This is a genomic window from Streptomyces chryseus (genome assembly GCF_014650755.1).
GTDB lineage: Bacteria > Actinomycetota > Actinomycetes > Streptomycetales > Streptomycetaceae > Streptomyces > Streptomyces chryseus.
Map to the genome: position 1 here is coordinate 63,948 of NZ_BMVO01000014.1, position 17,157 is coordinate 81,104.

At 72.1% G+C, this 17,157-nt stretch carries 14 protein-coding genes; 5 read left to right on the plus strand and 9 right to left on the minus strand.

Annotated elements, in window-relative coordinates; translation table 11 throughout:
• Positions 1–75: 75 nt before the first annotated feature.
• Positions 76–1,713 carry a hypothetical protein gene (locus IE185_RS20960; protein ID WP_138897426.1) on the minus strand — a complete coding sequence of 546 codons (1,638 nt, stop codon included), beginning with the start codon at positions 1,711–1,713 and terminating at the stop codon, positions 76–78.
• Between the two features lie 186 nt (positions 1,714–1,899).
• Positions 1,900–3,285, minus strand: a complete 1,386-nt coding sequence (locus tag IE185_RS20965; protein ID WP_138897425.1) for an NsdA family TPR-like regulatory protein — start codon at positions 3,283–3,285, stop codon at positions 1,900–1,902.
• 322 nt (positions 3,286–3,607) lie between these two features.
• Between IE185_RS20965 and IE185_RS20970 the strand changes: the two genes are divergently transcribed.
• Genes IE185_RS20970 through IE185_RS20980 form a run of 3 tightly spaced genes read left to right on the plus strand, consistent with a single transcriptional unit; the run spans position 3,608 to position 6,864 of the window.
• Positions 3,608–4,294 (plus strand): bifunctional DNA primase/polymerase, encoded by a 687-nt coding sequence (locus IE185_RS20970; protein WP_138897274.1) that lies wholly within the window; start codon positions 3,608–3,610, stop codon positions 4,292–4,294.
• Positions 4,295–4,339: 45 nt separating this feature from the next.
• The gene (locus IE185_RS20975; protein ID WP_138897273.1) at positions 4,340–5,161 is read left to right on the plus strand and encodes an ABC transporter ATP-binding protein; all 822 of its coding nucleotides are present in this window, start codon (positions 4,340–4,342) and stop codon (positions 5,159–5,161) included.
• A complete protein-coding gene (locus IE185_RS20980) occupies positions 5,158–6,864 on the plus strand; it encodes a transporter (RefSeq protein WP_229843619.1) in 1,707 nt (568 codons plus the stop codon). Before IE185_RS20975 ends, IE185_RS20980 begins: the two co-directional genes overlap by 4 nt.
• A 99-nt stretch (positions 6,865–6,963) precedes the next feature.
• On the opposite strand, the gene IE185_RS20985 is transcribed toward IE185_RS20980, so the two are convergent.
• Both IE185_RS20985 and IE185_RS20990 read right to left on the minus strand, forming a co-directional pair.
• A complete protein-coding gene (locus tag IE185_RS20985; RefSeq protein WP_138897272.1) occupies positions 6,964–7,854 on the minus strand; it encodes an alpha/beta fold hydrolase in 891 nt (296 codons plus the stop codon).
• A gap of 501 nt (positions 7,855–8,355) precedes the next feature.
• Positions 8,356–9,048, minus strand: a complete 693-nt coding sequence (locus tag IE185_RS20990; RefSeq protein ID WP_138897271.1) for an iron-dependent transcriptional repressor DtxR — start codon at positions 9,046–9,048, stop codon at positions 8,356–8,358.
• A gap of 176 nt (positions 9,049–9,224) precedes the next feature.
• On the opposite strand from IE185_RS20990, the gene IE185_RS20995 reads away from it, so the two are divergent.
• A complete protein-coding gene (locus IE185_RS20995) occupies positions 9,225–9,980 on the plus strand; it encodes an SIS domain-containing protein (protein WP_138897270.1) in 756 nt (251 codons plus the stop codon).
• Between the two features lie 202 nt (positions 9,981–10,182).
• On the opposite strand, the gene IE185_RS21000 is transcribed toward IE185_RS20995, so the two are convergent.
• Complete coding sequence (locus IE185_RS21000) at positions 10,183–11,541, minus strand: PAS domain S-box protein (protein ID WP_138897269.1); 1,359 nt, start codon at positions 11,539–11,541, stop codon at positions 10,183–10,185.
• A 385-nt stretch (positions 11,542–11,926) separates the two neighbouring features.
• Positions 11,927–12,553, minus strand: coding sequence for a pyridoxamine 5'-phosphate oxidase (gene pdxH, locus IE185_RS21005; RefSeq protein ID WP_138898531.1), 627 nt, complete (start codon positions 12,551–12,553; stop codon positions 11,927–11,929).
• 355 nt (positions 12,554–12,908) lie between these two features.
• Here pdxH and IE185_RS21010 point away from each other — a divergent pair, with 355 nt between their 5' ends.
• Positions 12,909–14,009 carry a citrate synthase 2 gene (locus IE185_RS21010; protein WP_138898528.1) on the plus strand — a complete coding sequence of 367 codons (1,101 nt, stop codon included), beginning with the start codon at positions 12,909–12,911 and terminating at the stop codon, positions 14,007–14,009.
• 121 nt (positions 14,010–14,130) lie between these two features.
• Here the strand turns inward: IE185_RS21010 and IE185_RS21015 are convergent, their stop codons facing one another.
• From IE185_RS21015 to IE185_RS21025, 3 genes are read right to left on the minus strand one after another with little or no spacing between them, the layout of a single operon-like run.
• Complete coding sequence (locus tag IE185_RS21015) at positions 14,131–14,826, minus strand: TetR/AcrR family transcriptional regulator (RefSeq protein ID WP_229843620.1); 696 nt, start codon at positions 14,824–14,826, stop codon at positions 14,131–14,133.
• Positions 14,814–15,548 carry an enoyl-CoA hydratase family protein gene (locus IE185_RS21020; RefSeq protein ID WP_138898529.1) on the minus strand — a complete coding sequence of 245 codons (735 nt, stop codon included), beginning with the start codon at positions 15,546–15,548 and terminating at the stop codon, positions 14,814–14,816. Before IE185_RS21020 ends, IE185_RS21015 begins: the two co-directional genes overlap by 13 nt.
• Positions 15,545–17,143, minus strand: coding sequence for a 4-coumarate--CoA ligase family protein (locus IE185_RS21025; RefSeq protein ID WP_189715725.1), 1,599 nt, complete (start codon positions 17,141–17,143; stop codon positions 15,545–15,547). The genes IE185_RS21020 and IE185_RS21025 overlap by 4 nt, the downstream gene beginning before the upstream one ends.
• Positions 17,144–17,157: the final 14 nt, after the last annotated feature.

Consider the following 17,157-nt stretch of genomic DNA (forward strand, 5'->3'; position numbering starts at 1 on the left):
GGAAGAGGGGCGGGCGCCGTACGGGCGGCCGCCCCTCTTCTTGTCCCGCTGTCCGCTGTCCGTCGGCGGGGGCCGTCAGAGCTGCGTGGCGTCGCGCTCCGTCAGTCCGTAGCGCTTCGCGATGCCGTTCCACATGCCGACGGCTTCCTTCTTCGCCTGCGACGCCTTGCCGCTCTCGCGGTTGCCCGCCTGCTGCTGCGGCGTCGACCTCGCCTGGCCCTTCTTGCAGCCCTTCTTGCCGCCCACCTGGTCGGCCCACGCGGCGTAGTGGTTGTCGGCCGCCGCCGACGCCTTCCACGCGGTGGTGAGGGAAGCCGAGAGCTCCTCGTGCTTCGGCAGCTTGTCGACGGCCAGACCGTCGAGGCGCGTCACCAGCTCGTTGCGCTGCTTGGCGGCGGCGCGCAGGTCGCTCGCCGCCTTCGGCAGGTTCTTGCAGCTGCCGATGGCCTGGACCGCGCTGATCACGGAGGCGCGGCTGTCGTTGCTGTCGGCGAGCAGCGCGTCGAGCGACTCGGCCTGCGGCTTGGCGGGGTCGGCGGCGGCCTGCGGCGAGGCGTCGGCTCCCGTCGAACTGTGCGCGGCGACCGGCTTCCTGCTTTCCGGCTTGTCCTCGTCGCCACCACTCAGGAGCGCGCCCGCGCCGAGGCCCAGCACGGAACAGCCGACGACCACGACGGCGATCAGCACGAGCGGCGAGTTGCGCTTGCGCGGAGCGGCCCCGGCCGAGGACGCGGGCGCCACGGGCCCGCCGGGAGAGGCGGCGTTGTGCCGCGCGGACCGGCCCTGCGTCCCGGCGCCGAACTGCGGCTGCTGGTACGGCGGCTGCGCGCCGACGGGCGGCATCTGCTGCGTGGGGTCCGCCGGGGCGGCGTCGGCCCGGAAGAGGTTGTCGAACTCCGCCGGCGGCTGCCGGTCCTCGGGCGCGCCGGGGCGGATGCCGAAGGGCGCGCCGGCGGGCGCCTCGGGGGCGCCCTGCGCGTTCGTGACCGGCGGAAGGTACTGGGTGGCGTCACCGGCGGAGGCGGCCGCCGGTCCGCCGGGGTGCCGGCCGAGGAACTGCGTGGATTCCGCCGGGTTCTCGGGCGGCAGCGCGCCGGGTCCGACGGGCGGCACGTACGGGAGGTACTGCGTCGCGTCCGCGTCGCCGGCGGGGGCTCCGGCCGGGGCCTCCGCAGGCAGCGGCAACGGCTGCGCGGGGCCCTGGGGAGCCCCGTACTGCTGCTGGCCGGGCTGCTGGTGTGCGGGCTGGGAGCCGTACTGCGGCTGCGCCTGCTGCGGTGCGGGCGGCTGGGCGCCGTACTGCTGCTGGGGCTGCTGAGGCCCGCCGTACTGCTGTTGCGGCTGCGCGCCGGGCTGCGGCAGAGCGCCCGGCTGCTGCTGTCGCGGCAGTGGCGCCCCCGGCTGCGGGGCGCCGTACTGCTGCGGCTGCGGCTGGGCCCCGTACTGCTGCGCACCGTACTGCTGCGGCTGCTGCGGGTGGGGCTGCTGCTGCGGCTGCTGGGAGCCGTACGGCTGCTGCGGCGGCTGCCCGTCGGCGGCCTGCTGCGGCCCCCACGGCTGGCCCCACGGCTGTCCACCCGCCGGAGCGACCTGCTCCTCGGGCGCCCCGGGTATCCAGGGACCGCTGCCGTCCGCAGGCAGCACGACACCTTCGTGCGCGGGCGGCCGCGCGGCGGGAAGCCGCGACTCGTCACCCTGTCCGCTCTGCGTCACCGGGACTCCTACGTGTGGACGTATGTGTGGACCTACGGAACCGTCGGTTCACGCTACCGGGTGACAACGGGCCTCTGCCACGCGCCCACGGTCCCCACACAAACCGCCGGAGCCCCGGCGGGCGGCCCTGTAACACAATGCGCTCTCCTGGCGCTGTTACAGGGCCGGTCCGTACCCCGCCCCCTCCTACGCCGCCTGCATCTCCAGCCGCGCCCCGAATTCCCGTACGGCGGGCTCGTCGCGGAACGGCGCGAGGCGTTGCTGGAAGTCCTCCAGATACTCCGCTCCCCGGTTCGACCGCAAGGTGCCCAGCAGTTCCACCGCGCGCGTGCCCGTGTGGCAGGCCTGCTCGATCTCGCGCTGCTGGACCTGCGCGGTGGCCAGCAGGACGAGCCCGATCGCCCGGCGCCGCGCCCGCCCCTCCGGGTGCCCGTCCAGCGCGTCCTGGGCGCGCCGGGCCGCCGCCTGCCCCTGTCCCAGGTCGCGGTGGCAGTGCGCGAGCTCGTCGGCGAGGTACGCGTGGTCGAAGTGCGCGATCCACACCGGGTCGTCGCCCGAGTCCTCCTCGGTGCGTTCCAGCGCGGCCAGGGCCTTGCCCGCCACCTGGTTGCAGGCGCGCGCGTCGCCCATCAGCGCGTGCCCGCGCGCCTCCGCCGCGCAGAACATCGCCTCCGCGCGGGGCGTCACCTGCCCCCGCGCCCCCTCCTGCGCGGCCCGCGCCAGCTGCGCGATCTCGCGGGGGTTGCCCAGCTGCGCCGCGAGGTGGCTCATGGACGCGGCCAGTACGTACCCTCCGTAGCCCCGGTCACCCGCCGCCTGGGCGAGCCGCAGCGCCTGGATGTAGTAGCGCTGGGCGAGCCCCGGCTGCCCCGTGTCCACGGCCATGTAGCCGGCCAGTTCCGTCAGGCGTGCCACGGCCGCGAAGAGGTCCCGGCCGACCGATTCGCGGTACGAGCCGGACAGCAGCCCGGACACGACGCTGTTGAGGTAGTGGACGACGATCGGCCTGACGTGCCCGCTGCCGAAGCGGTGGTCCAGGTCCACGAGGGCGTTCGTCGTCGCCCGTACCGCCTCCACGTCCGACGCGCCGACCCGCCCGCCGCCCGCCGTCCTGGCGACCTGGGTGTCCGTACCCGTGATGAGCCAGTCGCGGCTCGGTTCGACGAGGGCCGAGGCGGCCACCGTCGAGCCCGAAAGGAAGTCGCGGCGCCCCACGTCACTGCGCCACAGCTCGCAGACCTGCTCGATCGCGCCCGGCACGGTCGGCGAGAACTGGAGGCCGATCCCGGAGGCCAGGTTCTTGCCGTTGGCCATGCCGATCTCGTCGATCGTGACCGTCCGGCCGAGTTTGCGCCCGATCGCTTCCGCGATGATGCCGGGCGCCCGGCCGCGCGGCTGCTGGCCGCGCAGCCAGCGGGCCACCGATGTCTTGTCGTACCGCAGGTCGAGACCGTGTTCGGCGCCGCACATGTTCACACGGCGGGCGAGCCCGGCGTTGGAGCACCCGGCTTCCTGAATGAGCGCCTGCAACCGTTCGTTCGGCTGGCGGGCGACGAGAGGCCTGGCTGCCATTGACTACCCCCTGGTGCCGCAGTGGTCGGTGATGGTCCGTGAGTCCTGGTCCATTGGTCGTGGTCCGTGATTCGTGAACTGATCACGCCGGTCCCGCTGATCACTGCCCGGCAGATATACAGAGAATGCGGAACATGCCGGAAGAGACGGTATTGGCGGTCTTTTGACTGCCATTCCCGGGCTTCCACACATGTGGCTACCCCACCCCCGTGCCGAGGTCCCGTGCGCGCCCCCGCCCATGCACCGGTGCGCCCCGCGTGCAGGATCGATGTTCCTCCGCAAGCGGACCGCACGCCCGTAACCCAAGGTGACGGCGGGAGTTGTGTTCATCGTGGAAGAGACCATCGGAGTCACGGATGCCGCCCAGATCCCCAAGCAGCGCGGCGATCAACTGCTGGACTGCGCCGTGCGGTACGCGGAAGAACGGCACTGGGACGTGTTCCCGGGCACCTGGCTGGAGGCGGACGAGGGCGTCGAGCGCTGCTCGTGCGGCGTCCCCTCCTGCGCCTCGCCCGGTGCGCACCCCGCCACCGCCGACTGGGCGTCGCAGGCGACGGGCAGCGCCACCGCCGCGCGCCGCATGTGGTCGAAACAGCCGAGGGCCTCGATCCTGCTGCCGACGGGCCGTTCCTTCGACGCTCTGGACGTTCCCGAGTCCGCCGGTTTCCTGGCGCTGGCCCGGATGGAGCGCATGGAGCTGACGCTCGGCCCGGTGACCTGCACTCCCGACCGCCGCATGCTGTTCTTCGTGCTGCCGGGCGCGGGCGCCAAGGTGCCGGACCTGGTACGCAAGTTGGGCTGGACGCCGACCGCCATCGACCTGGTCACACGCGGCGAGGGCGACTACGTCGCGGGGCCGCCGACCCGGCTCGGCGCAATGGGCGCGGTCCAGTGGGCCCGCCGCCCCACTCCGGCGAACCGGTGGCTTCCCGACGTTGAGGAGCTGATCAGCCCGCTCGCCTACTCCTGCGGGCGGGAGGCAGCGGCGGCGCGCACCCGCCGACCGTAGGGTGGGCCCCGTATTCGGGACGGGGACACCAGGAGGCTGTGCGACATGCCCGAGGAGACAGCGGGACCAGAACAGGCGGGCGGAGCGCGGAATGCGCCGCCCGCCGCCGTACGTATCGAGGGCCTGTGGAAGCGCTTCGGCGAGCAGATCGCCGTCGGGGGCATCGATCTGGAGCTGCCGGCCGGGAAGTTCGTCGGCCTCGTCGGGCCGAACGGCGCAGGCAAGACCACCACCCTGTCGATGGTCACGGGGCTGCTGCGTCCCGACGCGGGGACGGTCCTCGTCGGCGGGCACGACGTGTGGCGCGACCCGGTGGCGGTCAAGGCCAGGATCGGCGTACTGCCGGAGGGGCTGCGGCTCTTCGAGCGGCTCTCGGGGCGTGAGCTCCTGGCGTACTCCGGCCGGCTGCGGGGGCTGCCCGGTGACGAGGTCGACAAGCGGGCGACGCAGCTGCTCGACGTGCTGGACCTGGCGGGCGCGCAGCACAAGCTGGTCGTCGACTACTCGACCGGCATGCGGAAGAAGATCGGGCTCGCCGCCGCCCTGCTGCACAACCCGCAGGTGCTCTTCCTTGACGAGCCCTTCGAGGGCGTCGACCCCGTGTCGGCGCAGACGATTCGCGGCGTCCTGGAGCGGTACACGCTGTCGGGCGCGACCGTCGTGTTCTCCAGCCATGTGATGGAGCTCGTCGAGTCGCTGTGCGACTGGGTCGCCGTGATGGCCGGGGGCCGTATCCGCGCGCAGGGAACGCTCGCGGAGGTGCGCGGCGACGCACCCTCCCTGCAGAACGCGTTCCTCGAACTGGTCGGCGCGAACGGCCGGGACACCGGGGAGAGCCTGGACTGGCTGGGCGGCGGCGCCGGATGAGCGCGGGCGAGACGACCGTTCCCGGGAACGGCGTACCGGGCGTTCCCGGGAACGGCACAACGGGCGTTCCCGGGAACGGCACAACGGGCGTTCCCGGGAACGGCACGCCGGACGTTCCCGGGATCACGCCCGTCCTCGTACGGCTCAAGCTGTCGCTGCTGCGCAACGGGATGCGCCAGTCGTCCGGCCGCAGGGCGGCGTTCATCCTCTCCGGTGTGCTCGCGCTGCTCTTCGCGGCGCTTCAGCTGATCGGTCTGATCGTGCTGCGCGGGAACGAGCACGCGACGACCGTCGTGGTGCTGCTGACGGCCCTTCTCGGGCTCGGCTGGGCGGTGATGCCGCTGTTCTTCCCCAGCGGCGACGAGACGCTCGACCCGACCCGGCTGGTCATGCTGCCGCTGCGACCCCGCCCGCTGGTCCGGGCGCTCCTGACGGCGTCCCTGGTCGGCATCGGGCCGCTGTTCACGTTCTGCCTGGCGCTGGGATCGGTGATCAGCGTGGCGCACGGCGCGGCGGCGGCCGCCGTCGGCGTCGTCGCCGTGGCGCTGACGCTGCTGCTGTGCGTGGCGCTCGCGCGGGCCGTGGCCGCCGCGAACATCCGGCTGCTGAGCAGCCGCAAGGGACGCGACCTGGCCGTGCTGAGCGGTCTGGTGATCGCCGTCGGCATCCAGGTGGTCAACTTCGGCGCCCAGCGGCTCAGCAACGCGGGCGGCCTGGCGAAGCTCGACCCGGTCGCTGACGTACTGAGCTGGGTGCCGCCCGCGTCGGCGATCGGCGCGGTCGACGCGGTGAGCGACGGGGCGTACGGGCGGGGCGCGGCCCAACTGCTGCTGGCCGCGGCGGCGCTGGCCGCACTGCTGTGGTCCTGGGAACGCAGCCTGGTGAAGCTGATGACTTCCCCGGACGGCTCGACGCTCCAGGCCGCGGAGCCGGCCCGCAAGGAGTCGTCGCGCGGGTTCGGCGGGCGGCACCTGCCCGGCGGCCGTACGGGCACCGTGATCGAGCGCAGCCTGCGGTACGTGTGGCGCGACCCCAAGACGAAGGCCGCGTGGGTGACTTCCCTGGTGATCGGGCTGATCGTGCCCGTGTTCAACGCGCTCCAGGGAACGGGCACGATCTACTTCGCGTGCTTCGCGGCAGGGATGCTCGGCATCCAGATGTACAACCAGTTCGGCCAGGACACCTCCGCCTTCTGGATGGTGGCCATGACCATTTCGACGCCGCGCGACGCGTACGAGGAACTGCGAGCGCGCGCCCTGGCGCTGCTGGTGATCACCCTGCCGTACTCGGTGCTGGTCACCGTGCTCACGGCGGCGCTGGTGGGCGACTGGCAGGCCCTGCCCGAAGCGCTCGGGCTGTCCTTCGGGCTGCTCGGCGCGATGCTGGCGACGGGAGCGGTCGCGTCCGTGCGCTTCCCGTACTCGATCCCGCAGGGCAGCACCCACAAGAACGTGGCGCCGGGGCAGGCGGGCCTCGCCTGGATCTCGATCCTCGGCGGCATGATCGCGGCGGCGCTGCTGTGCGCTCCGTTGATCACGCTGACGATCTGGCTCCATGTGGCGGACGCCGACGGCTGGTTGTGGCTGGTGCTGCCGCTGGGCACGGCGTACGGCGCGCTGATCACCTGGGCAGGCGTGCGCTGGTCCGCGCCGCAGGCTGCGGAGCGGCTTCCGGAGATCCTCTCGGCGGTCAGCAAGGGCTGAGTGGGGCCCGGAGTTCGCCGGGCCGGCTCCCGTGACGGGTGCCGGTCCGGCGAACGGAACGTAGGGCTCAGGGCCGGCCCGGTGCGGGCCGGGTGCGGGTCAGGGCCGGCTCAGGGGCGGCTCGACCTGCTCCTCGGCCGTTTCCTCCATGAACGGCTCGATCGCGCTGCGCCAGCCCTCCGGCTGGTCGTAGTGCACGAGATGGCCCGCGTCGACCACCTCGGCGTACTGACCGCGAGGCAGCACCCGCACCATCTCCTGGGCCTCCGCCCGCCCCAGTTCGCCGTCGAGGCCGCGGACCACGAGCGTCGGGCACTGGACCAGCGCCAGCTCCTCCCAGTGGGCGTCGTACACCCAGGTCGCGCGGGACGTGAGCATCTGCTGGCGGGAGAAGAGCGGGCGCCAGCCGTCGGCCCGTTCGGCCATGACCTCGGCGAAGAACTCACCGCGGGCCGGGCTCGGCCGTTCAACCCAGGGGTCGTCCTCGCCGAACCACTTGCGCACGTCCGCGAGCGTGGCGAACGGGACGGGCCAGGACTTGAACCAGTCGTCCCACTCGCGCTGGGACGCCGCGCCGAGCGCGCCCGCCCTCATGTCGCAGATGACGACGGCACGGACGAGATCGGGGCGCTTGGCGGCGAGCTGCCAGGCCGTCAGGGCGCCCATGGAGTGGCCGATGAGCGTGACGGGCGCGAGGCCCAGCTGCTCGACCGCGGCTTCGGCGTCGGCGACATACGCCTCGCGGGTGTACGGGCCGTCGGACGGCTTGTCGCTGCGGCCGTGTCCGCGCTGGTCGAGGGCCACCGCCCGGTATCGCTCGGAGAGCCAGCGCGCGGTGCTCGCCCAGTGCGAGGCGCGGCCCATGAGGCCGTGGAGCAATAAGACCCCGGGCGGCCGGTCGGTTTCCCCGCTCCCCTTGGGAGGGTCGGCGAACTCCCAGGCCGCCAGGCGTACGCCGTCGGCTCCGGTCACGTCGATGCGCCGCACCATATGTCCTGGCACCCCCTTCGTCCCCCGGTGGTCCGTCCAGTGAGTGAGTGGTCGAGTCCAGCCAGACTATCGAACCCGCATTCGAAAACTCGGTTTCCGTGAGCAACACCCCTCGTTCGAGTGACCACGCTCAAGGATTGACTCGCGCCGCCGAGGGGAGATCTTCAGCGGGAGGCGGGCCGCTCGGGGAAAACGGTCCGCGGGGGCCGACCCTGGGAGCTCGGGGCTCCGGGTCGGCACAGGGGAGGACGGGCTCCGGCGCCTCAGGGCGCCGGAGCCATCCCTTTCACATCGAACAGACCGAAACTCCGGGCGATACCAGCGCGACGGGCGCATTTCCTGCCCCTCCCCGACGATCGTCGGACCGGTCGGCGGCCCTCACGTCATGTGCCTCGGTCACAGACTGGCACGCGATTCGTCCGGTCGCTGGGATTCCGGAGGATCGCCGGACCGGCCCCACCACCGTGGGACCGGCGAACCGTGCCGCCCGGGGCGCCCCCGTCAGCGCTTGGCGACGAAAACGTGGGAGGCCACCTCGGCGCCGAGCTCCGCGGCCTCGCCGCTGCTGCCGACAAGTACCCCGCCGGGCGACTCCGTCACGCTCACGACCGACCCGGGCTGCACGCCCGCGCGGCGCAGCGTGTACATCAGCTGGGCGTCCGTCTGGATCGGCTCCCCGATCCGGCGTACGACGACGGTCTTGCCCTCCGGGCCGGGCGCCAGGTCGTTCAGACTGACCATGTTGTCGTCCAGGAACGACTCCGCCTCAGCCTTCTCGCCAAGCTCCTCCAGGCCGGGGATCGGGTTCCCGTACGGAGACTCCGTCGGGTGCCGCAGCAGTTCGAGGACGCGCCTCTCCACCGCCTCACTCATCACGTGCTCCCAGCGGCACGCCTCCGCGTGGACCTGCTCCCACTCCAAGCCGATCACGTCGACGAGCAGACACTCGGCGAGCCGGTGCTTGCGCATCACGCGGGTGGCGAGCTTGCGGCCCTCGTCGGTCAGCTCCAGGTGGCGGTCGCCCGCCACTGTCACCAGTCCGTCCCGCTCCATGCGCGCCACTGTCTGGCTCACCGTCGGCCCGCTCTGGTCGAGCCGCTCGGCGATACGGGCGCGCATGGGGACCACGCCTTCTTCCTCGAGCTCGAGGATGGTGCGGAGATACATCTCCGTGGTGTCGATCAGTCCGGACATACGTGCCCCTCGATTACTCGTGCGCTGGCCCTGCCCCAATTCTGACGCATAGCGCCGACAACCGTGTCGTGCCGACGGGAAGGCGTATTGACAGGGCACTGGTCCAGACCGCAACGTGATCCGCGCCACCGTCGCACGACGTTCGCACGCCGTACCGCTTGAAGGGGCCCTGCGCGATGAGCGAGAGCAAACTGGCCGGTCAGTTCTTCGACGCCGCGATCGGGCTGCTGCACCGTGTCCGCGACGAGGAGGCCGGGAACGTCGCGGCCGCCGGGACTGCCGTCGCCGACGCGGTGGCTTCCGGGGGGCGGCTGTTCGCCTTCGGCGCGGGCCACTCCTCGCTCGCCGCCCAGGACGTCGTCTACCGGGCCGGCGGCCTCGCGCTGATGAACCTGCTCGCCGTTCCCGGGACCGTCGGCGTGGACGTCATGCCGGCCACCCTGGGCTCCGCCCTGGAACGCGTCGACGGGCTCGCGGCGGCCGTCCTGGACAGCAGCCCCGCCAAGCCCGGCGACGTACTGGTGATCATCTCGCTGTCCGGGCGCAACGCGCTGCCGGTGGAGATGGCGATGAACGCGCGGGCGCTCGGCCTCAAGGTCATCGGGGTGACATCGGTGGCGTACACGAACGAGACGAAGTCCCGGCACGCCTCGGGCACGTACCTCAAGGACCACTGCGACATCGTCCTCGACAGCAAGATCGCGGTCGGCGACGCGGAGCTGACGGCCGAGGGAATCGAGGCTCCCTTCGCGCCCGCCTCGACGGTCGTCACCAGCGCGCTCATGCAGGCCGTCATGGCGAGCGCGGCGGGCGAACTCGCGGAGCGCGGCATCGAACCGCCGCTGCTGCGCTCGGGCAATGTCGACGGCGGCCACGAGTGGAACGGCCGCGTGATGACGGAGTACAGGGACCGCATCTTCTACCGGCACTGATTTCGCCGGGCGGGTGTTCCCGGGAACGCCCGCTTTCCGTTCCGGGGAACGCTCTCTCACCGTTCCCGGGGAACGCTCTCTCGCCGTTCCGGGGAACGGCCCCCGCACGTCCCCGGGAGCGCACGCCCACGGTTCCCGGGAACGCTCCCCCCACGTGCCCGGGAACGACACGCTCTCGCGCCTGCCGCCGATCCGCTTCCCGTCACGGCTTGAGCGTCTGCGCCAGATCGATCGCCGCCGCCACCCGCACCGCGATGTTCTCCGCGTACGTCGCGTCCGGCCGCTCGAAGGCGGCGCGGCTCGGGCCGCGCAGGAACGTGGCCACCCCCAGCGTCCTGCCCCGGCTGCGCAGGACCGTGCACAGGGCGTGCACGGTGTCCTGCGGCCACTGGCGCCGCGCCGCCCAGTCCTGCGGGCCGCCGCTCGCCCGTACCGAGCCGAGGCGGTCCATGCACTGGAACGCCGGATGGCCGGCCGGGTACGGCACCGGGATGCCGGCGCCCCCGGTCACCGGCAGGCACGGCCCGTAGCCGCCCGACGGCGTGGCCGCGGCCCGCACCAGACGTGCCGGGTGGTCCCCCACGGTCAGGTCGACCAGCGCGTGGTCGGCGAAGCCCGCGAGGGCGAAGTCGAGGTACGACAACGCGGCCTCCATCGGGTCCTCGCACTCGGCGGCCGCGCGCCCGGCACGGTGCAGCTGGTTGCCGCGGAACCGTAACTGCGCGGCTTCCTGTTCCGCGGTCTTCGCCTCGGTGATGTCCTGGAAGAGCCAGCCGACCCCCAGCGGAACGGGCTCCTCGGCGAGCGGTGACGCCAGTCGCAGGAAGCCGCTGCGCCAGCACCGCCGCCGCTCCCCCTTCCCGCCCGGCTCCGCCTTGCGCAGCGTCACCCACAGCTCGGCGGGGGCCGGGGGCGTCCCTTCCGCCAGTACGTGCTGCAGGGAGCCCTCCAGCTCCTCCACGCCCTGGACGATCAGCTCCCCCAGGGGGCGCCCCAGCAGCGTCGTACGCCCCACGCCGAGCGCCCGCGCGGCGTGCGTGTTGACGACCGTCGGCCGCAGGTCCACGTCCACCAGGACGACGCCCCAGGACGCGTCGTCGAACAGCGCCTCGCTCAGCGCGATCGCCCGTTCCAGGTCGATCTGGGCGTGCACCTCACTGAACGCGCAGTACACCCCCGCGGGTTTGCCCTCCGCACCGGGAACGCCCGCCGACTGCGTGCGTACGAGAACGCGCCCGCCGTCCTTCCGCAGAAGCGCGAATTCGTGCACCTGCCGGCCCGGCGCGTGCATCGCCGACATCAGGCGGCCCTGCACGTCGTCCGCGTCCTCCGGCCGCGCCGCCCATCCCGCGAGACCGGTCCGCCCGACCGCCTCGTCGGCGGTCCACCCGAGGATCCGCTCGGCCTCGCGGTTCCAGTGGGTGACCACCCCGTCCGCGTCGAAGGCGCAGAGCGCCGCGTCCATGCCGTCGAGAAGCGCGGCGAGAAGATCGTCGGACCCGGGCCCTGGCTCGTCGGGACCGAACGCGTCGGTGGTCTCGCCAATCCGGGAAGCACTCACCTGGCACCCCCTGCAGGTGTTCGCCTTTGCTGCACTGCTGAACCCGGGATCATTCAACTGGAACGTGATGCAGCCCACACCTGGTTCGGAGAAAAAATGCTCCCCCTTAATTCGGTTGTGGTGGGCGGGGGGGGTTCCTAGGCTTGCAGTACACGTGAAGGGAGGTGGTTCGGAAGTGATGTCATTTCGGACTCGTGAGGTGACTGCGGGCTGACGCCCGTCGTCGCAGCCAGTGCTGGTCGGCAGGTCGCCGGCCGAAATCCCAGCAGTCACCGACCCGCGGGCTCGCCGGTAAGTCCGGCCGGCTCCTCCTCGGAGGAACCAGAGCCCGCGGGTTTCTGCGTTCGGCCGGCAGGTCACGCGGCCTAAGGCGCTGCACGCGCGCCTACGGGCAGAGGCGCTCCACGCGCCATGCGCCGTCGTCCCCGGCGACGTATCGCAGGCGGTCGTGCAGGCGGTTCGCGTGCCCCTGCCAGAACTCGACCGTCTCGGGAACGACCCGGTAGCCGCCCCAGTCCGGCGGCACCGGTACGCGTTCGGTCTGCGGGTAGCGCGTCGCCAGTTCGTCGTAGCGCGCGAGCAGCTCCTCGCGGGACGCGATCACGGACGACTGCGCACTCGCCCAGGCCCCCAGCTGTGAGCCGTGCGGGCGCGTCCGGAAGTACGCCGCCGTCTCGTCGCGGCCGATCCTCACGGCCGTGCCGGTGACTATGACCTGGCGTGCGACCTGATGCCACGGGAAGAGCAGGGAGACGTACGGATTGGACGTGATCTCCCGCGCCTTGCGGGAGGCGTAGTTCGTGAAGAACACGAAGCCCTGGTGATCGAACTTCTTGAGCAGGACCGTGCGCGACGAGGGGCGGCCGTCGGACGTGGCCGTGGAGAGGATCATGGCGTTCGGCTCGTGGAGGCCGCCGGTGGCCACCTCCCTGAACCAGTGGTCGAACTGGCCCATGGGCTCGGCTGCGAGTTCCGCCTCCGTGAAGGCTTCGCTGCGATAGTGCTCGCGCATGGCGGCGGGATCGAAATCTCGGTTCGGCACGGTGCCATCCTGCCGCAGGGTCCCAGTCTGCCCGGCACCCGGTGCCATCAATCCTCGGCCGGAAAATGGGGCAGTGTGCCGGTAATCACGCTTCCCCGCATCGGCGGAACCCGCCAAAATATGGGCGCCGGGCACTGTGACCTCCATACAGCAGGGGATATCGTGCCTGCTTCCGGAGCGGTGGGGTGACCACCCGCCGTGCGGGGAATCACCGGGGTGACCGATGGCCCCTGGAACCTGACCGGAACTGACCGGATCTGACCGCTGGTCATGAGCCGCTTGCCACTTGTCGACGCCTGTCGAACACATCATGAGGAGCCGCCTGATGTCCGACTTCGTACCCGGACTCGAAGGAGTCGTCGCGTTCGAAACGGAGATCGCAGAACCGGACAAGGAGGGCGGTGCGCTCCGTTACCGGGGTGTCGACATCGAAGACCTCGTCGGGCACGTGTCCTTCGGGAACGTGTGGGGCCTGCTGGTCGACGGCGCGTTCAACCCCGGTCTTCCGGCCGCCGAACCGTTCCCGATCCCCGTCCACTCCGGTGACATCCGCGTGGACGTGCAGTCCGCGCTCGCGATGCTCGCGCCCGTGTGGGGCCTGAAACCGCTGCTGGACATCGACGAGCAGACCGCACGCGACGACCTCGCGCGGGCCGCCGTGATGGCGCTTTCGTACGTCGCCCAGTCCGCGCGCGGGCAGGGGCTGCCGATGGTCCCGCAGCGGGAGATCGACAAGGCGGACACCGTCGTGGAGCGCTTCATGAAGCGCTGGCGCGGCGAGCCCGACCCCAAGCACGTCAAGGCCGTCGATGCCTACTGGACGTCGGCCGCCGAGCACGGCATGAACGCCTCGACCTTCACGGCGCGCGTCATCGCGTCGACCGGCGCCGACGTGGCCGCGGCGCTCTCCGGCGCGGTCGGTGCGATGTCCGGGCCGCTCCACGGCGGCGCGCCTTCGCGCGTCCTCGGCATGATCGAGGAGATCGAGCGCACCGGTGATGCGACGGCGTACGTGAAGCAGGCCCTCGACAAGGGCGAGCGCCTGATGGGCTTCGGTCACCGCGTGTACCGCGCGGAGGACCCGCGTGCGCGCGTTCTGCGGCGTACGGCGAAGGAGCTCGCGGCGCCGCGCTTCGAGGTCGCCGAGGCGCTGGAGAAGGCCGCTCTGGAGGAGCTGCACGCGCGGCGCCCCGACCGGGTGCTGGCGACGAACGTCGAGTTCTGGGCGGCGATCGTGCTGGACTTCGCGGAGGTCCCGGCGCACATGTTCACGTCGATGTTCACGTGTGCGCGCACGGCCGGCTGGTCGGCGCACATCCTGGAGCAGAAGCGCACGGGACGGCTGGTGCGGCCTTCCGCGCGGTACGTCGGTCCTCCCTCGCGCAACCCGCACGACGTCACGGGCTTCGACGACATCGCGCGCTGAGCGTCGCGGATCCCGTGCGTCCTGTGAACGCCGGTCGTCGGCGCCGGACCGTCGGCCGGTCGGTGGTGGACGCCGGGGTGTGGTGAATGTCGGTTGAGGGGTCGGGCACGGGTCCGGCCCCTCAGTCCTGTTCGCCGCCCAGTGCGCCGTCGAGGAGCGCCGCCCACTGGTTCACCACGCGGTCGCGCCGCGCCGCGTCGTCGGTGAGCAGGTTGGCCAGGCCCAGGCCGCGTGCCATGTCGAGCAGGCCCTGGACGGTCTCGCGTACGCCGGGCACCGACTCGTCGACGCCCAGCAGTTCCACGGCGATGCGGTGGGTCTCGCGGCCCACGCGTGCCTCGAGCTCGGTGACGCGGGCGCCCAGCTGGTCCTCGTTGGAGGCGGCGACCCACAGGTGCAGGGCGGCGCGGAAGAGCGGTCCCGTGTAGAGGTCGACCAGGCCGCCGACGACAGCGGCGCGGTTGGTGGCGCCGTGCGGGAACAGGGCGCGCAGCGCCGTGGAACGCTCCTCGGCGACGTACTCGACGGCCGCCGTGAAGAGGTCCTCCCGGGTCGGGAAGTGGTGCTGGGCGGCGCCCCGTGAGACGCCCGCCCGTTCCGCGACGACCGACACCGTGGAACCCGCCCAGCCGCGCTCGGCCAGGCAGGACACGGCGGCTTCCAGCAGGCGCTGCCGGGTGGCCCGGGAGCGGTCCTGCTTGGGGGCCTTGCCGGTGGCCGCCGCCGACGGGCCGTACGCCGGCGCCGGGGTCTGGCTCGGCGCCGGGGTCCGACTCGGTGTCGGGTTCTGGCTCGGTGTCGGGGTCACAGCACCCATGCGGGGTCCCGTCGTTCGAGGAATGCCGTCACGCCCTCGGCCGCCTCCCGTGAGGCGAACAGGCGCGCGGACTGCTCGACGAGTGTGTCCGTGTCCCGGTCGAAGGCTGCGAGCACTGTAGCCGTGACCAGGCGCTTGGACTCGGCCAGCCCCTGCGGGGAGGCCCTGCGCAGCCCGTCGAGGACGGGTGCGAGGGCCTCGTCCACGTCCTCGGAGGCGACGGTGATCAGTCCCGTACGGGCCGCCTCGGCCGCGTCGAACCGCTCCCCCGTCAGGTAGTAGCGGGCGGCGCCGCGCGGGTCCAGGCGGGGCAGCAGCGGCATCGAGATCACGGCGGGGGCGAGCCCGAGCCGGGACTCCGTGAACGCGAAGCTCGCGCCCGACCCCGCCGCGGAGATGTCGCAGGCGCCCAGCAGCCCGAGGCCGCCGGCCCGCACGTGCCCGCTCACCCGCGCCACGACCGGCTTGGGCAGTGCGACGACGCTCCGCAGGAGGGCGACGAAGGCCGCCGGGTCGGGCGGCGACCTGAGGTCGGCGCCCGCGCAGAACGTGCCCCCTGTGTGGCTGAGCAGCACGGCCCGTACGGAGGGGTCCTTCGCGCACGCCGACAGGGCGTCGCCGAGTTCGGCGACGAGCCTGGCGGACAGCGCGTTGCGGTTCGCCGGTGAATCGAGGGTCAGGGTGGTGATCCCGCGTTCGTGCGCGGCCGGTACCAGGGTCATGCGCCCTCCCTTTCGCGCGACTCTCGCTCGCCGCGCCGGTCCCGCAGTTCGCGCCTGAGGATCTTTCCGGAGGCCGCCCTGGGGACGCTTCCGAGGAACGCCACGCGGCGGACCTTCTTGTACGGTGCGACGCGCTCGGCGACGTACGCCATCACCTCGTCCTCGGTGAGGCGGGCGGACGGCTGCGGGACGACGTACGCCATGGGCACCTCGTTTCCGTCCGCGTCCAGGACGCCGATGACGGCCGCGTCTGCGATCGCCTCGTGGGTGAGCAGGAGTGCTTCCAGTTCGGCCGGCGCCACCTGGAAGCCCTTGTACTTGATGAGTTCCTTGACGCGGTCGACGACGAACAGCCAGCCGTCCGCGTCGACCCTCCCGACGTCGCCGGTGTGCACCCACCCGTCGGCGTCGATCATCGCGGCGGTGGCGTCGGGGCGGCCGAGGTAGCCCTTCATCACCTGGGGGCCGCGGATCGCGATCTCGCCCTCCTCACCGACGGGCACGTCCTTGCCGGGATCGTCGAGGGAGAGGATGCGCATCTCCGTTCCCGGGAGCAGCTTTCCGACCGTTCCCGGGGGCGGGTGGGGAGCGTTCCGGGGAACGACGTGGGTACCGGGCGACAGTTCCGTCATGCCGTACGCCTGGAGGACGGGCGGCAGCCCCAGACGGCTGGAGCAGGCCTGCGCGAGTGCGGCGTCGAGCGGGGCGGCGGCGCTGACGATGTACTCCAGGCAGGACAGGTCGTACTTCGCGACGGCGGGGTGCTTGGCGAGGGCCAGGACGATCGGCGGTGCGACGTACAGGCCGTTGATGCGGTGCTTCTGTATCGCGCCGAGGAACTGGTCGAGTTCGAAGCGCGGAAGTACGACGACCGTCGCACCATTGCGCAGCGGCGCGTTCATGAGTGCGGTGAGACCGTATATGTGGAAGAAGGGCAGTACGGCGAGGATGCGGTCGCCGGGGCCCATCGGGATGAACGGGTCGAGCTGCGCCAGGTTGGTGGCGATGCTCCGGTGCGTCAGCATCACGCCCTTGGGAACGCCCGTGGTGCCCGACGAGTACGGGAGCGCCGCGATGTCCTCGGACGGGTCGATGGTGAGCGCCGGTTCCGGTGCGGTCGAGGCGAGCATGTCGAGGACCGACCGGTGCCCCTCCGCGCTGTCGCAGACGAAGATCTCCTTGATCCCGCCGACGAGTTCGGCGGCCCTGCGCGCGACGCCGAGGAGCGGTGAGACGGTGACGATCCAGCGGGCGGAGGAGTCGGCGAGCTGCTTGGCGAACTCCTCCGCCGTGGACAGCGGATGAATGGTCGTGACGGAGGCCCCGGCGCGGGTCGCGGCGTAGAACACCACCGGGTAGGCGATGGTGTTGGGGCTGTGCAGGGCCAGTACGTCGCCCTGCCGCAGACCGGCCTCCGCCAGGGCGGCGGCGATCCGCCGGTGGAAGACGTCCAGCTGGGCGTAGGTGATCGTGTCGCCGTTCGTCCCGTCGATCAGGGCGGGCGTTTCGCCGTACTCGGCGGCCCTCCCCAGCACCGCCTCGTGGATGGGCAGCTCGACGGGCTCTACGGACGCGTACTCGCTCTGGAACGCCATGACGGTCCCCTCCG

Excerpts from the sequence above, each read along its gene's own strand:
- IE185_RS20965 (WP_138897425.1), bottom strand. The coding sequence starts at position 3,285 with ATGGCAGCCAGGCCTCTCGTCGCCCGCCAGCCGAACGAACGGTTGCAG.
- IE185_RS20975 (WP_138897273.1), top strand. The coding sequence starts at position 4,340 with ATGCCCGAGGAGACAGCGGGACCAGAACAGGCGGGCGGAGCGCGGAAT.
- IE185_RS20980 (WP_229843619.1), top strand. The coding sequence starts at position 5,158 with ATGAGCGCGGGCGAGACGACCGTTCCCGGGAACGGCGTACCGGGCGTT.
- IE185_RS20985 (WP_138897272.1), bottom strand. The coding sequence starts at position 7,854 with ATGGTGCGGCGCATCGACGTGACCGGAGCCGACGGCGTACGCCTGGCG.
- IE185_RS20990 (WP_138897271.1), bottom strand. The coding sequence starts at position 9,048 with ATGTCCGGACTGATCGACACCACGGAGATGTATCTCCGCACCATCCTC.
- IE185_RS20995 (WP_138897270.1), top strand. The coding sequence starts at position 9,225 with ATGAGCGAGAGCAAACTGGCCGGTCAGTTCTTCGACGCCGCGATCGGG.
- pdxH (WP_138898531.1), bottom strand. The coding sequence starts at position 12,553 with ATGCGCGAGCACTATCGCAGCGAAGCCTTCACGGAGGCGGAACTCGCA.
- IE185_RS21010 (WP_138898528.1), top strand. The coding sequence starts at position 12,909 with ATGTCCGACTTCGTACCCGGACTCGAAGGAGTCGTCGCGTTCGAAACG.
- IE185_RS21015 (WP_229843620.1), bottom strand. The coding sequence starts at position 14,826 with ATGGGTGCTGTGACCCCGACACCGAGCCAGAACCCGACACCGAGTCGG.
- IE185_RS21020 (WP_138898529.1), bottom strand. The coding sequence starts at position 15,548 with ATGACCCTGGTACCGGCCGCGCACGAACGCGGGATCACCACCCTGACC.
- IE185_RS21025 (WP_189715725.1), bottom strand. The coding sequence starts at position 17,143 with ATGGCGTTCCAGAGCGAGTACGCGTCCGTAGAGCCCGTCGAGCTGCCC.